Annotated in this window: 14 protein-coding genes and 1 pseudogene; 11 read left to right on the forward strand and 4 right to left on the reverse strand. The window is 69.0% G+C overall.

Annotated features, from left to right (window positions below):
* The first annotated feature begins 106 nt into the window (after window positions 1-106).
* The 3 genes from BG90_RS27150 to BG90_RS27160 all read left to right on the forward strand — a co-directional run bounded on the left by BG90_RS27150 (window position 107) and on the right by BG90_RS27160 (window position 2534).
* The gene (locus BG90_RS27150) at window positions 107-766 is read left to right on the forward strand and encodes a sigma-70 family RNA polymerase sigma factor (protein ID WP_025990524.1); all 660 of its coding nucleotides are present in this window, start codon (window positions 107-109) and stop codon (window positions 764-766) included.
* Window positions 763-1413, forward strand: coding sequence for an NrsF family protein (locus BG90_RS27155; RefSeq protein WP_010122081.1), 651 nt, complete (start codon window positions 763-765; stop codon window positions 1411-1413). The genes BG90_RS27150 and BG90_RS27155 overlap by 4 nt, the downstream gene beginning before the upstream one ends.
* A gap of 212 nt (window positions 1414-1625) precedes the next feature.
* Entirely contained in the window at window positions 1626-2534 is a 909-nt protein-coding gene (locus tag BG90_RS27160; protein WP_010122083.1) for a CPBP family glutamic-type intramembrane protease, read from the forward strand.
* Between the two features lie 43 nt (window positions 2535-2577).
* On the opposite strand, the gene BG90_RS27165 is transcribed toward BG90_RS27160, so the two are convergent.
* Window positions 2578-3249: a MarC family protein gene (locus BG90_RS27165; protein ID WP_045568473.1), complete on the reverse strand. Its 672-nt coding sequence runs from the start codon at window positions 3247-3249 to the stop codon at window positions 2578-2580.
* A 249-nt stretch (window positions 3250-3498) separates the two neighbouring features.
* On the opposite strand from BG90_RS27165, the gene BG90_RS27170 reads away from it, so the two are divergent.
* Window positions 3499-4587 carry a calcium:cation antiporter gene (locus BG90_RS27170; protein WP_010108874.1) on the forward strand — a complete coding sequence of 363 codons (1089 nt, stop codon included), beginning with the start codon at window positions 3499-3501 and terminating at the stop codon, window positions 4585-4587.
* A 165-nt stretch (window positions 4588-4752) separates the two neighbouring features.
* On the opposite strand, the gene BG90_RS27175 is transcribed toward BG90_RS27170, so the two are convergent.
* Window positions 4753-5721 (reverse strand): LysR family transcriptional regulator, encoded by a 969-nt coding sequence (locus BG90_RS27175; RefSeq protein WP_010118629.1) that lies wholly within the window; start codon window positions 5719-5721, stop codon window positions 4753-4755.
* A gap of 20 nt (window positions 5722-5741) precedes the next feature.
* Here BG90_RS27175 and BG90_RS37935 point away from each other — a divergent pair.
* From BG90_RS37935 to BG90_RS27200, 6 genes and pseudogenes are all read left to right on the forward strand, one after another.
* Window positions 5742-6004, forward strand: a pseudogene (locus BG90_RS37935) (hypothetical protein).
* A 60-nt stretch (window positions 6005-6064) separates the two neighbouring features.
* Window positions 6065-7255 carry an HPP family protein gene (locus BG90_RS27180; protein WP_025990218.1) on the forward strand — a complete coding sequence of 397 codons (1191 nt, stop codon included), beginning with the start codon at window positions 6065-6067 and terminating at the stop codon, window positions 7253-7255.
* A 112-nt stretch (window positions 7256-7367) separates the two neighbouring features.
* A complete protein-coding gene (locus BG90_RS27185) occupies window positions 7368-7781 on the forward strand; it encodes a MarR family winged helix-turn-helix transcriptional regulator (protein WP_010118626.1) in 414 nt (137 codons plus the stop codon).
* Window positions 7782-7814: 33 nt separating this feature from the next.
* Complete coding sequence (locus BG90_RS27190) at window positions 7815-9671, forward strand: chloride channel protein (RefSeq protein ID WP_045568474.1); 1857 nt, start codon at window positions 7815-7817, stop codon at window positions 9669-9671.
* 327 nt (window positions 9672-9998) lie between these two features.
* Entirely contained in the window at window positions 9999-10607 is a 609-nt protein-coding gene (locus BG90_RS27195) for a pyridoxamine 5'-phosphate oxidase family protein (protein WP_010118615.1), read from the forward strand.
* Between the two features lie 945 nt (window positions 10608-11552).
* Complete coding sequence (locus tag BG90_RS27200) at window positions 11553-11822, forward strand: hypothetical protein (RefSeq protein ID WP_232239119.1); 270 nt, start codon at window positions 11553-11555, stop codon at window positions 11820-11822.
* Window positions 11823-12078: 256 nt separating this feature from the next.
* On the opposite strand, the gene BG90_RS27205 is transcribed toward BG90_RS27200, so the two are convergent.
* Window positions 12079-12579 carry a GFA family protein gene (locus BG90_RS27205; protein ID WP_010108862.1) on the reverse strand — a complete coding sequence of 167 codons (501 nt, stop codon included), beginning with the start codon at window positions 12577-12579 and terminating at the stop codon, window positions 12079-12081.
* Window positions 12580-12780: 201 nt separating this feature from the next.
* Here BG90_RS27205 and BG90_RS27210 point away from each other — a divergent pair, with 201 nt between their 5' ends.
* Window positions 12781-14082 carry a UDP-N-acetylglucosamine 1-carboxyvinyltransferase gene (locus BG90_RS27210; protein WP_010108861.1) on the forward strand — a complete coding sequence of 434 codons (1302 nt, stop codon included), beginning with the start codon at window positions 12781-12783 and terminating at the stop codon, window positions 14080-14082.
* Between the two features lie 69 nt (window positions 14083-14151).
* Here the strand turns inward: BG90_RS27210 and BG90_RS27215 are convergent, their stop codons facing one another.
* A complete protein-coding gene (locus BG90_RS27215) occupies window positions 14152-14919 on the reverse strand; it encodes an ABC transporter ATP-binding protein (protein ID WP_010118613.1) in 768 nt (255 codons plus the stop codon).
* Window positions 14920-14958: the final 39 nt, after the last annotated feature.

The following is a 14958-nucleotide window of genomic DNA, read 5'->3' on the forward strand; positions in this document are numbered from 1 at the left end:
GCGGGGATGCGACCTTGTCAGAAATTTCGCGCCGGCGCGACAAAAGGTTACGCGGCGCAACGACGATTTTTTTGCGCCGCGCCACCGACGCAGAGCGTGGACGACCATGACCGACGAATTGCATCATGACGGGACGCGGCCCCGGGCGAACGAGCCGCCCCCCGCCCCCAGCGCGCGAGACGACGCTTGCGCGCGTACCGCGGTCCGAGCCGACGGCTCGCCCGACTGGTCGACGCTGATGGCGCGCGCGCAGACGGGCGACCGGGACGCGTACCGACGCCTGCTCGACGGCGTCGCGCCGTACCTTCGATGCTTCGCGGCCCGCCACGGCGTCCATCCGGACGCGGTCGAGGATGTCGTGCAGGACATCCTGATCACCCTTCATCGGATACGTCACACGTACGAGCCCGAGCGGCCGTTCGGCCCGTGGCTCGTGGCGATCGCCGGCCGGCGCGTGGTCGACGCGCTGCGCCGCTCGGGACGCACGGCCGCTCGCGAAATCCCGCTCGATCCGGAGCATGAAACCTTGCCCGGTGTCGGAGCGAATCTCATGGAGGAAGCCGCCGATGCCAGGGTGCTGCGCGAGATGCTGGCCCGGCTGCCGGCCGGACAGCGCGAGGCGATCCGTTTGCTGAAGTTCGAGGAGATGTCGTTGAAGGAAGCCGCATTGGCGAGCGGGATGACCGTCGCCGCATTGAAGGTCGCCGTGCATCGCGGCATCGCGACGCTGCGCAAGCTGCTGCGACAACGGGAGAATGGCCGATGAGGTCGACCGACGCACTGATCGAATCGCTCGTGACCGATGCCGCGCCGGTCCGGCGCCTGCATGCGCCGGCGTGGCGGGCGACCGGCTGGCTGCTGTTCGCGGCGGTGCTGCTCGCGTGCGTGGCGGTCGCGCACCGGACGCGGCCCGACCTGCCGCTCAAGCTGCACGAGCCGATGTTCGCGACGCGCGTGGCCGCCGCCGCGCTGACCGGCGTGCTGTCGGCCGTCTCGGCGTTCGTCGTCGGCATCCCGGGACGCTCGCTGCGATGGCTGCTGCTGCCGACGCCCGCGCTGCTGGCCTGGATATCGACGATCGGGTACGGCTGCCTGACGGACTGGGTCGAGATCGGGCCGAACGGCATATCGGCCGGCGAAACGCTGCGCTGCTTCGCGACGCTGACGCTCGTCGGCGTGCCGCTATCGCTCGCGCTGCTGCTGATGTCGCGCCATGCCGCGCGACTCGCGCCGATGCCGGTGGCGGCGGCAGGCGGGCTCGCGGTATCCGCGCTGTCCGCGGTCGCGCTGTCGCTGTTCCATCCGATCGACGCGACGGCGATGATCCTCGTCTGGAATATCGGCGTCGCGGTGCTCGCGTCGGTTGCCGGCGCCCGGTATGGCCAGCGGCTGTTCGCGTGGGTGGCGCCCTAGCCTCGAGCCGAGACGCGCCGGATACCGGCGCTCGGCCCTCCCGGCGCGTGCGGGCGGAGCAACGTCGGACGGCGGCGAAACCGACGCCGCCCGACGCCGCCCGGCGCGCACCGCATCGCCCGAAAAACAGACGATCCGACGCGCGCCGCACCGTCTCCGACGCGAGTCCCGCGCCACGCGCATCCGGCCCGCGACCACGAACGCGATATGATGTGCGGCCTTTCATCAGATCATTCGTGGTGCTATTCATGTCTGGCAATACCCTCTGGCTCGCGGCTCCATGGGCCGCGCTCTTCGTCGCCGCGCTCGCGGCCGTCTGGTTTCCGAAGCTGCGCGCGGCGAGCATCGGCCTCGGCGCGCTCGGCTATGCGGGCGCGTTCGCGACCGGCCTGATGGCGCCCGTCGCGCTCGCGCCGATCGCGCTCCTCGCGGCCGCCGCATACGCAGTCGCGCCGCAGCGCCCCGCGGCCGTCCGCGTTGCGGGGCACGTCGTGTTCGCCGCGCTCGCGATCGCGCTGATGCTCCACTGGCTGCCGGGCTTTCACAACCCGCGCGTGATCGGCCCCGTGCGCTACACGCCCGACGCCGCGCCGTTTTCGATGTACCTGAATCTCGACAAGCCGCTCGTCGGCTTCTGGCTGCTGTGGGTGCTGCCGTGGCTCCAGCCGATCGACGACCGCGCGCGTGCATGGCGCACGGGGATCGTCGCGGCCGTCGCGACCTCCGCGGTCTGCCTCGTGTTCGCGCTCGGCATCGGCCTCGTCGGCTGGACGCCGAAGTGGCCCGACTCCGCATGGCTGTGGCTCGCGAACAATCTGCTGTTCGTCTGCTTCGCCGAAGAAGCGCTGTTCCGCGGCTATCTGCAAGGCGGGCTGAGCCGGCTGCTCGCGAACCGCGTGCCCGCCGCGGGCGCGGTCGCGCTCGTCGCCGCCGCGCTGCTGTTCGGCGCCGCGCACGTCGCGGGCGGCTGGCAATGGGTCGCGCTCGCGACCGTCGCGGGCATCGGCTACGGGCTCGCGTATCGCGCCGGCGGACTGCAGGCCGCGGTGCTCGCACACGTCGGCCTGAATCTCGCGCACTTCGGCCTGTTCACCTATCCGATGCTCGCGGCCGCACGCTGAGCGTCCTTTCGCGCGCGGCCGGTCCGGCCGCGCGTCGCGTCGCTCACTTGATCTGGTCGGCGAGCGGCTGGAGGAACTCGGAAAAGCCCGTCAGCATGATCTGCACGCCGACGCACAGCAGCAGGAAGGCCGACACCCGCATCGCGACCTTCGTCCCTTCGCTGCCGAGGTAGCGCGCGAGGAACGCCGCGCGGCTGTACGTCAGCCAGATCACGAGTGCGGCGAGCGCCGACACCGCGACCGACACGATGCTCGACAGCACGAACTCCGACAGCTTGTGCGTGCGGTTCGCGTTCAGCGCGATCGCGGTCGCGATCGAGCCGGGGCCCGTCGTCAACGGAATCGTCAGCGGGAAGAACGCGCGCGCCATCGCGTTGCGCGGCTCGACGGGCTGCGCCGCGGTGTCGCCGCCGCTCGGCACGTCGGGCTGGTTGAGCATCTGCCAGCCGGCGACGGCCACCGCGAGGCCGCCGCCGATCCGCAGCGCCTCGAGCGAGATACCGAAGAAATGCAGGATCGGCGTGCCGACGAAGAACGCGGCGAGCAGCACGATGAACGCGTTGACCGCGACCTTGCGCGCGAGCGCCGCGCGCTGCGATTCGCTGAGCGACTCGGTGCGTTCGAGGAACAGGAACGCGATGCCGAACGGATTGATGATGCCCATGAGGCCGGTGAAGCCGAACAGGATTTCGGAGATCAGGCGGTCGACGATCATCGAGAGGCCGGGAAGACGAAAGGTTGAGAGACGCCGCGCGCGCGGCCGCGCCATTGTAGAGCATGCGCGGCGCGCCGAACGGCCGGCCGACGGCATGCGCGCTCCGCAACCATCGGCGGCGCGATCGCGGCGTTTTTCGGCGTCGTCGTCGGCCGGCCCGCGCGGCATCGCGCGGCCGTCCGCCGGATATCGGTGCCGGACCGCCTGTTAGAATCTCCGCTCGCGCCCCGCCTCGACCAAGGACACTCCATGCCGATCTCTTCGCCCGCCCTCCCGCGCTGGACGCTCGCCGCCCCGCTCGCCGCCTGGCTGGTGCTCGCGCTGTCGCGCGTCGTGCCGGCCGAAGGCTTCGTCATCGCAATCGTCGCCGCCGCGCTCGCGGGCGCGGTGTTCGCCGCCGTCCATCACGCCGAAGTCGTCGCGCACCGCGTCGGCGAGCCGTTCGGCACGCTCGTGCTCGCGATCGCCGTCACCGTGATCGAGGTCGCGCTGATCGTGTCGGTGATGCTGACGGGCGGCCCCGAGAAATCCGGGCTCGCGCGCGATACCGTGTTCGCGGCGGTGATGATCGTCTGCAACGGGATCGTCGGGCTGTGCCTGCTCGTCGGCGGCTGGAAGCACGGCGAGCAGGACTTCCAGGGACGCGGCGCGACGAAGGCGCTCGCGGTGCTCGCGTCGCTGTCGGTGCTGTCGCTCGTGATGCCGAACTACCTGAGCGCCGCGCCCGGCCCGCATCTGTCGACGTCGCAGCTCGCGTTCGCGGGCGTGTCGTCGCTCGTGCTGTACGGCATGTTCGTATTCGTGCAGACGGTGCGCCACCGCGACTACTTCCTGATCGACGGCAGCGCCGCCGACGAATCCGTTCACGCGGTGCCGCCGAGCGGCCGCACCGCGCTCATGAGCATCGTGTTCCTGTTCGTGAGCCTCGTCGCGGTCGTGCTGCTCGCGAAGCTGCTGTCGCCCGCGGTCGAGCGCACGGTGCTCAGGCTTGGCGCGCCCGAAGCGGCCGTCGGCATCGTGATCGCCGCGCTGGTGCTGTTGCCGGAAGGGCTCGCCGCGGTCGGCGCGGCGCGCGCGAACCGGCTGCAGACGAGCATGAATCTCGCGCTCGGCTCCGCGCTCGCGAGCATCGGCCTCACGATCCCGACCGTCGCCGCCGTGTTCATCTCGACGGGCACCCCGCTCACGCTCGGCATCGGCGGGATGGAGACGGTGCTGCTGTCGCTGACGCTGCTCGTCAGCACGCTCACGCTGAGCATGGGACGCACGACCGTGCTGCACGGCGTCGTGCACCTGTCGCTGTTCGCCGCCTACCTGTTCCTGTCGGTCACGCACTGACGCCGCTCGCCCGCGCCGGCCTCGTTCGGCGCGCGCGGCTTCGCTCCACGCGCCCCTCTTTCCAATTCGGCGACAGGCTGCCGGGCCTGCGCCGTTCGCGTTCGCGTTCGCGTCGCGATTATTCCTCGCGCGGAACGCGGCGACCGCATCCGCGGCCGCGCGCGCTCATGCGCGCTTGCGTGCCGGCAGTGCGTCGGCGCGCGTGAGCCGGTCGAGCTCCACGACGTCCTCGGCGAGCGCGGGCGTCAACGTCGTGCGCAGATGGTCGAGGAACGTGCGGATCTTCGCGTCGAGGTAGCGGCGCGTCGCATAGACCGCGTAGACGCTCAGCGTATCGAGCCGATAGTTCGGCAGCACGCGCACGAGCCGCCCTTCGCGGATGTCGTCGAGCGCCGTGTACAGCGCGATCGAGCCGATCCCGCGCCCCGCGCGCACCGCGACCGACAGCGCATCCGGCACGTTCGCCTGGAACGGCGCGGGCGGCAGCTCGTACACGGTCTCGTCGCCGTCATCGCGCTCGAGCCGCCATTCGCCGCCCGGCGACGCCGGCGTGTCGAGCCGCAGGCACACGTGCTTCGCGAGATCCTCCGGCGTCGTCGGCGCGCCGTGCCGCGCGAGATACTCGCGCGACGCGACGAGCACGCTGCAGCTCGTCCCGCAGGTCTGCGCGACGTAGCCCGAATCGGGCAGATGCGACGCCGACACGATCGACACGTCGTAGCCTTCCTCGACGAGGTTCGGCATCCGCTGCGCGAGCGTCAGCTCGACTGACACGTCCGGATTGTCTTCCTGATAGCGCACGATCGACGACACCACGTGACTCTGCCCGAGCCCCGTCATCGCATGGATCCGCAGCTTGCCGCTCGGCCGCAGCAGCGCGTTGCGCGCCTCGGCGTTCGCGTAGTCGATCTCGGCGAGGATCGACTTCGCGCGTTCGAAGTAGCGCTGGCCGCTTTCGGTCAAACCGAGATGACGGGTCGTCCGGTGCAACAGACGCGTCTGCACGTGCGCTTCGAGGTTCGAGACGGCGCGCGACACCTGAGCGGTGGTCGCATCGATTTCCTTCGCGACTGCGGTGAAACTGCCGGCTTCGACGACGCGCACGAACAGGCGCATGTTATCGAGCATGTCCATGGGATGGGCTTCGGGTAGGGATGGGGAACGGTGGCCGGCGAGATGCGGCAAGCGCCGCTGAACGCGGCCGGAAGGCGGCTGATCGACCGGATGCGCGGCCATGGGAAGGCGGAAGGCGGGCATCGCGGGCGGCAAATTATGTGATTCGTCGGGATCAGATCGGGCGAATTGTACGCCGATGCGCGCCGGCGCGCTCGCCCGCGCACGTTTTCCGCATCCTGAAACGCCGACAGCCGGCTCCGCGATCGGCGGGGTCGGCAATTTATATCACAATGACATATAATTTCGCGCTCGGCGCGCGACCGATCGGCGCACCTTCCTTTTACGTTACGGCAGTCCGACCTTGTCTTCGTCTCTCGTGTTTCGTCATCGCCTCGCCCACCGCCTCGTTCATTGGCTCCTGCGTTTCGTCCCGATCCCGGTGACGCTCGGCTGGCGCGAACGCCTGCGTTCATGCGCGGGCGCGCTCGCCGGCATCGGCTGCGTCGGCGTGACGATGCGCGTGCTGCCGGGCGTCCCGGGCGACGTGCCGCTCCTCGTCGCGCCGATGGGCGCATCGGCCGTGCTGCTGTTCGCGGTGCCGGCGAGCCCGCTCGCGCAGCCGTGGTCGCTGATCGGCGGCAACCTCGTCGCGGCGACGGTCGGCGTCGCGTGCGCGCAGTGGATCGCCGATCCCGTGCTCGCCGCGTCGCTCGCGATCGCGTGCGCGATCGGCGCGATGTTCGCGCTGCGCTGCGTGCATCCGCCGTCGGGCGCGGTCGCGTTGACGGCGGTCGTCGGCGGCCCGGCCGTGCACGCGCTCGGCTTTCGCTTCGTCGTCGAGCCGATCGCACTGCAATCGGCGGCCCTCCTCGGCGCGGCGCTCGTCTATCACGCGCTCACCGGCCACCGCTATCCGCACGGCGGCGCGCGGCCGCAGACGGAATCGAAGACGGATGCGGCCGTGACGCCGCTGCACGCGCGCTTCGTGCGCGCCGATCTCGAAGCGGCGCTGAAAAGCCGCAGCGAATGGCTCGACGTCGCGCCGGAAGATCTCGAATCACTGCTGCGCGAGACCGAGCTGCGCGCGTACGCTCGCACGTTCGACGAGCTGTCGTGCGCGGACATCATGACGCGACCGGCGATCAGCATCGCGCCCGACACGCCGCTGCCCGCCGCGATGACGCTGCTCGACCGGCATCGGATCAAGGCGCTGCCCGTCGTCGACGCCAACGCGCGCGTCGTCGGCATCGTCACGCGCGCGGACTTGTCGAGGGCGGCGCCGTACGCGACGCCGGGCCTCTTGCGCAGCCTGTCCGCGCGGCTGCCGCGCTCGCTCGTCGGCCCGGCGTTCGTCGCGCGGGCGGTGATGAGCGCGCGCGTGCACACGGTGCGCACGACGACACCGATCGCCGAGCTCGTGCCGCTCTTCGCCGATCACGGCCACCATCACATCCCGGTCGTCGACGCGGACCAGAGGCTCGCCGGCATCGTCACGCAGGCGGACCTGATCGCCGGGCTCTATCGGCAGTCGCAAATGCGTCTCGCCGCGTAAGCGCGAGGCATCGCGAAAGGAATCGGCACGATGAATTCGAGCACGCCGGACACCATGGAAATACATCATATTATGATATATTTGCGCACTTTTCGATCACGTTGGAGCGTCGATGACGAAACCGGCACGCGAGCTGCGCAAGGCAGACTTCGAACAGCTTTCCGAATTCCGCTATCAGATGCGGCGCTTCGAGCGCTTCTCCGAGCGGGCCGCGCAAAGCGAGGGCATCACGCCGCTGCAATACCTGCTGCTGCTCCACATCAAGGGCTATCCGGCGCGCGACTGGGCGACGGTCGGCGAGCTCGCCGAGCGGCTGCAGGCGCAGCATCACGGCGTCGTTGCGCTGGTGACGCGCTGTGAAGCCGTCGGACTCGTCCGGCGCAAGCCGAGCGAGACCGATCGCCGGCAAGTCGAAGTGCATCTGGAGCCGGCCGGCGTGCGTTTGCTCGCGCGGCTCGCCGAGCTGCACCGCGCGGAGTTGAAGTCGCTGCGCGGTGCGTTCCAGGTGCCGCAGATCGATTACTGAACCGATAAGACCACGAACGTTTCCCCCGACATCATGAGCATCGCCGCCCCACACAAACGCGATTTCGCGTCGAACGCACGATTGCCGCGCATCGCGCTGCTCGCGCTCGCGATCGGCGTGCTCAGCACGTTCGCCGCATTCGCGCTGCTGAGCCTCATCCACCTGTTCACGAACCTGTTCTTCTTCCAGCGGTTCTCGTTCGCCGACCGCTCGCCCGCGCTCAACACGCTCGGGCCGTGGGCGGTCGCGGTGCCGGTCGCGGGCGGCGTCGTCGTCGGGCTGATCGCGCGCTTCGGCTCCGACAAGATCCGCGGCCACGGGATTCCCGAGGCGATCGAGGCGATCCTGTTCGGCAAGAGCCGGATGTCGCCGAAGGTCGCGGTATTGAAGCCGCTCGCGTCGGGCATCGTGATCGGCAGCGGCGGGCCGTTCGGCGCGGAAGGCCCGATCATCATGACGGGCGGCGCGATCGGCTCGCTGATCGCGCAGTTCGTGAAGGTGACGGCGGCCGAGCGCAAGACGCTGCTCGTCGCGGGCGCGACGGCCGGGATGACCGCGGTGTTCGGCACGCCGGTGGCCGCGGTGCTGCTCGCCGTCGAGCTGCTGCTGTTCGAATGGCGGCCGCGCAGCTTCCTGCCCGTCGCGCTCGCGTGCGCGGTCGCGGGCTTCGCGCGCGCCGCGTGCTTCGGCGTCGGCCCGCTGTTTCCGCTCGTGACCGCGCCGCCGTCGGCCGCCGCGCTCGGCTCGTGCGCGCTCGCCGGCCTGCTGTCGGGCGCGCTCGCGTGCGGGCTGTCCGTCGCGCTCTACAAGATCGAGGACGGGTTCGGCAAGCTGCCCGTCCACTGGATGTGGTGGCCCGCGATCGGCGGCCTCGCGGTCGGGATCGGCGGGCTGATCGAGCCGCGCGCGCTCGGCGTCGGCTACGACGTGATCGGCGATCTGCTGCACGGCCACATCGCGCTGCAGATCGCGCTCGCGATTCTCGTCGTCAAGGCGGTGATCTGGGTGATCGCGCTCGGCTCGGGCACGTCGGGCGGCGTGCTCGCGCCGCTGCTGATGCTGGGCGCGGGGCTCGGCACGCTGCTCGGGCCCGTGCTGCCGGGCGGCGAGCCCGCGCTATGGCCGCTCGTGTGCATGGCGGCGACGCTCGGCGCCACGCTCGGCGCGCCGCTCACCGCGATCGTGTTCGCGTTCGGCCTCACGCACGACGCGAACGCGCTGCTGCCGCTGCTCACCGCGACGCTCGTCGCGCACGGCTTCGCGACCGTCGCGATGAAGCGCTCGATCATGACCGAGAAGATCGCGCGGCGCGGCCATCACATCTATCGCGAGTACGGCGTCGATCCGCTTGAGCGTCATTACGTCGACGAAGTGATGACGCGCGACGTCGTTACCGTCGATGCGGACTTGAGCATCGGCATCGCGCGGGCGCGGTACTTCGGCGCGACTCAGGCGCACCGCGCGTACCCGGTCGTGCGCGACGGGGTGCTGATCGGCTTGCTCGATCGTGCGACGCTCGACGTTGGCGGCGATGCGCGGGCAGGCGATGCGAGCGACGGCGACATGCAGGTAGCCGACATGCGGGTAGCCGACGTGCGGGTATCCGACGTGCGGGTATCCGACGTGCTTCCGCGCCGCGCCCCCCTCTTCGCGCTGGCCGACGAGACGTGCCGCCTCGTCGCGACGCGGCTCGCCGTCCATCAGATCGAGCGCCTGCCGGTCGTTGCCGATCCCGAGACGATGCGGCTCGCCGGCATCGTCTCGCGCAGCGATCTCGTGAAGCCGGCGCTGCGGCACTTCGACGATGAGCACAAGCGCGAGCGCTTCCGCCGCGCGCATCCGGCGGCATTCGTGAAGCGCCGCTTCGCGCCGACGCGCAAGGCAGGCTGAGCGTCGCGCCGAAGGCGACGAGCACCCGCACCCGCACCCGCATGGGAGGATAATCGTCCGCCATGCGAATTCGGTCTACGCACGATGAAAAAGACACTCGAACGGGAAATCGGGACGCTCCGAAACCGGATCGTCAAAACGGGAGTGACGAGCAAAAAATTGAGGCGCGGCGCTCGTCGGGACGCTGCACGAGCCCGTCGAGCCGCGCTGAACCGCTGGTTCGCCGCGATCGAGCCGGATCGCGAAGAGCCGCGGACCGCCCGCGGCAGGAATACCGCGCAGCCCGCATAATGACTGCCCCGCCCGCCGGATCTCGCAGGATCACCGATGTTTCTCACGACACCCGAACAACTCGAAGCGCACTACGGCAAGCCGAGCGATCGCTCGCTGTGGAAGGAAATCCCGTACATGAGCGACGACTACCGCGCATTCGTCGCGAAGTCGCCGTTCATCGTGCTCGCGTCGTCGGGCGCGGGCGGCCTCGACTGCTCGCCGCGCGGCGACCGCCCCGGCTTCGTCCGCGTGCTCGACCCGCACACGCTCGCGATCCCCGACCGTCCCGGCAACAACCGCATCGACACGCTGCGCAACATCGTTGCGAACGGACGCGTCGGCGTGCTGTTCGTCGTGCCGGGCGTCGGCGAGACGCTGCGCGTGAACGGCCGCGCGAAGGTGTCGATCGATCCCGAGCTGCTCGCGTCGTTCGCGGTCGACGGCAAGCCGGCGAAGGCGGCGATCGTCGTCGACATCGAAGCCGTCTATTTCCATTGCTCGAAGGCGTTCCTGCGCTCGCAGCTGTGGGATGCCTCGAAGCACGTGCCGCGCACGGAGCTGCCGTCGCCCGGCGCGATCCTGAAGAAGCTCGCGCCCGCCGGGTTCGACGCCGAGCAATACGAGCGCGAACTCGAGGAACGCAACCGCACGCGGCTCTATTGATTCGGTCGGCGGATACCAGCCACGAATGCAGCGCCGCTTGTTCGATCGCGCGGCGTCGGCGCGACGGCGATGCAAGCGTTCGTCCGATCGAGCGCAACGCAAAGCGCAGTGCGCGAGCGTTTCCGCATCGACGCAATCTCCATGCCTCGCTAACACGCGTGTCCGCTCGACATCGCGCGGCGACACGGGCAAGCGCGCTGTGCGGTAGCGAAATGACTGCGACGCGCATCGCTCGCCCGATGGCGAAACGACGGCGGAGAGAATCGGAAGGGCCGGAAGACGTTCCGCCTCTCGGGCGGGAAGACTGTTCGAAGATCGACTTTCGCTGTCCGAAGCGTGAGCCTCGTGACTTGAAAGCTGCATCAGTCTAATAAAGACTCCACGCACCGTCAGACGCGCGCCGCGCGCCAAACAATCTATGACAATCTTTGCCCGTCGATTTGAACGTGCTTAACAGTCGTCGCGCGCGGTCTTTGCCATCATTAACTCAACGAATACGAACGCGACGGGGCCACCGTCAGCATGCACCCTACGCCAAGCGGTCGGAGAACCGCGCGGCGTAGGCTGGCGGTTTCGATCGCGCCGAATCCGGTATGACGGACAGCGATTCGCGCACCGCCTTGCCTTCTTCACTCCTTCGCAGCGCCAATCAATCAATTCATCCGCAAGCACGCGCGACGCCTCGGCAACGCCGGGTCGTCGCACATCCGCGTGCGGCGCGGCCATCGCGCGCACGGCGCACTCCGCCTCGCTTGGCAAGCTCCTTAACATCTTGTTTCCGATTCGTCGGAACATCGCCGACGATGCGCACTCAGATTGGATCGTAGTACCCGTTGAAATCCGATTCACGAATCACGACCAGAGGGAGATAACGTGAAATATTTACCGTTCATCGCATTGATTGTGGCAACTTCGGCCAGCGCCGCGGGCACCGACGTCCAGAACGTGGGACAGAGCCAGAAGCCTGCGCAGGACGTCGCAACCTGCATCGCGAAGACCTGGGCCGACAAGGCGCAACAGCAGGTCGTCACGCAGGAAGTGCTCGCGAACGGTCTTGCGGCGGATGTCTATGTGCCGGGCCAGCAACCGCCGAACGGCGCGGCCGCGGTCGTGCGCCCGGCGCGCGCCGGCAACGCGAAGACGTGGGTCGGCTTCCGCGCGGGCAGCGGCTCGGCGGACAGTGCGGCCGCAGGCGACATCAATAGCTGCCTGTAAAGCCTGACGTGCCGGCCACGCCGGCATGAGCCGCATGATCCCAAGCACGCCGGCACGGCGAAAGTCGCGCCGGCGTTTCGTTTGCAGGGCGTGCGCGCATGGATCGATGCGAGCGTGCCGCGCCGTCGACGACTCGACGCGTTCTCCATCAGCCGCAGCCCCTTCACGTCGATGCCGGTCATCTCGCGCGTCGACTGTCGCACGCCTCGCGCAACGGCTCGATTGCCGAGCGCCGGCGGAACGGCCATCGAGACGGCTAACGATCCCGCTCCCGCTTCGCACGCAGCACCGCGCGCCGCTTGAGGCTCTCGTCCGACCAGACCTCGTCGGACGAGTAGTATTCGGGCACGGCGCGTGCATCGGGCGGCAGGATCACCCACGGCTGCTTCGACGACGTGAAGATGTGGATGTCGGGCGGCAGGCGATCGGGGTTGTCCAGCGTGCCGACGCGAACGAAGCTCACCGCGCCGCCGCCGCCCGCATAGTGGCTCCACACCGCGACACGACAACGCGGGCAGCGCGCGATCTTCTGGCCTTTGCCGCTGTTCGACGGCGTATCGACGATGTCGACTTCGCCGCGCAGCAGCAGCAAGCGGTCCGATTCGATCAGCGCGTTCAGCGCGAACGCCGTGCCGGTTTCCCGCTGACACCAGCGGCAATGGCAGCAGTGCACGACGAGCGGCCTGGACGTCATCCGGTAGCGCACCGCGCCGCACGTGCAGCCGCCTTCGTAGATCGGGGAATCGTCGGTTTGCATGGGTCGCCTCGCTTGAAAGGGTACGATCGCCTATGCCGCGCGCAGTCCGATGATCCTCCTTCGCGCGCTTCGTGTGAAGCGCTCGCCTCGCCGCCGCCCGTCCACGCACGTCCGCCGCGCCGCACGGCGAATCTGCGAAATCCTCGCGAACGATGGCATGATATCGACCTTGCGCGTCATTACATCCACCTGCATCCGAACATGTCGAACCTGATCGTCCACGGCGGCGCCCCGCTTCGCGGAGAAATCACGCCGTCCGCCAACAAGAACGCCGTCCTGCCCATCCTGTGCGCGACGCTCCTCACCGACCGGCCGCTGCGGCTCGTCGGCGTGCCGGACATCACCGACGTCCGCAAGATCCTCGAGATCTTCCGCACGCTCGGCAGCGACGTGTCGATCGACTACGCGACGGGCGTGCTCGACCTGCACCACCGCGCGACGGCGTTCGATCCGGCCGTCCACCGGCTGCCGGAGGAAATGCGCTCGTCGATCATGCTGGTGCCGCCGCTTCTCGCGCGCTTCGGCGTCGCGCGGCTCGAGAACGACGTGAAGGGCTGCACGCTCGGCGTGCGCGAGATCGACCCGCACGTCGAGGTGTTCGAGCGCTTCGGCGCGCGGATCGAGCGCACGTCCGATTCGCTGATCGTGCGCGCCGACGGGCCGCTCACGCCGAACCACCACTGGCTCGACTACGCGTCGGTCACGACGACCGAGAACTTCGCGCTGTGCGCGGCGTCGGCGCACGGCACGTCGACGCTCGTCAACGCCGCTTCGGAGCCGCACGTGCAGGAGTTCTGCCGATTCCTCGCGATGCTCGGCGTGCCGATCGAAGGCATCGGCACGTCGCATCTGAGCATCCAGGGCGGCCGCGCGCTCGCGGGCGGCGAGTACCGCTTCAACGAAGACTTCCACGAGATCGCGACGTTCCTCGCGCTCGGCGCGATCACGGGCGGCGACATCGCGGTGCGCAACGGCTCGCCCGAGCAGTTTCCGCTGATCGACCGGACCTTCGCGAAATTCGGCGTGCAGGTCACGCACGAGAACGGCTGGTCGCACGCGCTGCGCGACGGCCCGCTGAAGGTCAAGCAGCCGTTCACGCGCAACATCCTGACGAAGGTCGAGGCCGCACCGTGGCCGTACCTGCCCGTCGATCTGCTGCCGATCTTCATCGCGCTCGGCGTGCAGGCGCAAGGCAGCGTGATGTTCTGGAACAAGGTCTACGACGGCGCGATGGGCTGGACGGGCGAGCTGTCGAAGTTCGGCGCGCACGTGTTCCTGTCCGATCCGCATCGGCTGATCACGTTCGGCGGGCTGCCGCTCAGCCCGGCGCGCGTCGAGAGCCCGTACATCATTCGCGTCGCGATCGCGCTCTTGATGGTCGCCGCGAGCATCGACGGACGCTCGGAAATCCTGAACGCGCAGCCGATCCGGCGCGCGCATCCGCACTTCGTCGAGAACCTGCGCTCGGTCGGCGCGAACGTCGAGTGGACGAGCGGCGAGTAAATCGATGGGCGGCGTCGGCGCGGGCGCACGCAAGATCGCGCGCCGCCCTCGCCGACGCTCGCCGGCCGCCTACTTGAGCCGGCCGGACAGGAACTGCGACAGGCGCTCGCTCTTCGGGTTGACGAGCACGTCCTGCGGATGCCCCTCCTCCTCGATCCGCCCCTGGTGCAGGAAGATCACGTGATTCGACACGTTGCGCGCGAAGCCCATTTCGTGCGTGACGACGATCATCGTGCGCCCCTCTTCCGCGAGCGCCTGCATCACCTTCAGCACTTCGCCGACGAGCTCGGGATCGAGCGCCGACGTCGGCTCGTCGAACAGCATCACATCGGGCTCCATCGCGAGCGCGCGCGCGATCGCGACGCGCTGCTGCTGGCCACCCGACAGGTGCGACGGATACTTCGCCTCGACGTTCGGCGCGAGCCCGACTTTCCGCAGGTACCCGCGCGCCCGCGCCTGCGCCTCGGCGCGCGATAGGCCGAGCACGCTGACGGGCGCCTCGATCACGTTCTCTAGCACCGTCATGTGCGCCCACAGATTGAAGTGCTGGAACACCATCGCGAGCTTCACGCGCATCCGCTGCAACTGCTTCGGATCGCCGATCTTCGGCGCGCCGCGCCTGTCGCGCGCCACGCGGATCGATTCGTCGCCGAGCGTGATCGTGCCCGCGCAAGGCTGCTCGAGAAAGTTGATGCAGCGCAGGAACGTGCTCTTTCCCGAGCCGCTCGAGCCGATGATGCTGATCACGTCGCCCGCCTTCGCCTTCATCGAGATGCCCTTCAGCACCTCGTTGTCGCCGAACTTCTTGTGCAGGTCGTCCACACTGAGCTTGTACATTCGCCGTCGTCCTTGATCGTCGTTGAGCTTCGTATCGAT

Source organism: Burkholderia oklahomensis C6786 (genome assembly GCF_000959365.1).
Classification (GTDB): domain Bacteria; phylum Pseudomonadota; class Gammaproteobacteria; order Burkholderiales; family Burkholderiaceae; genus Burkholderia; species Burkholderia oklahomensis.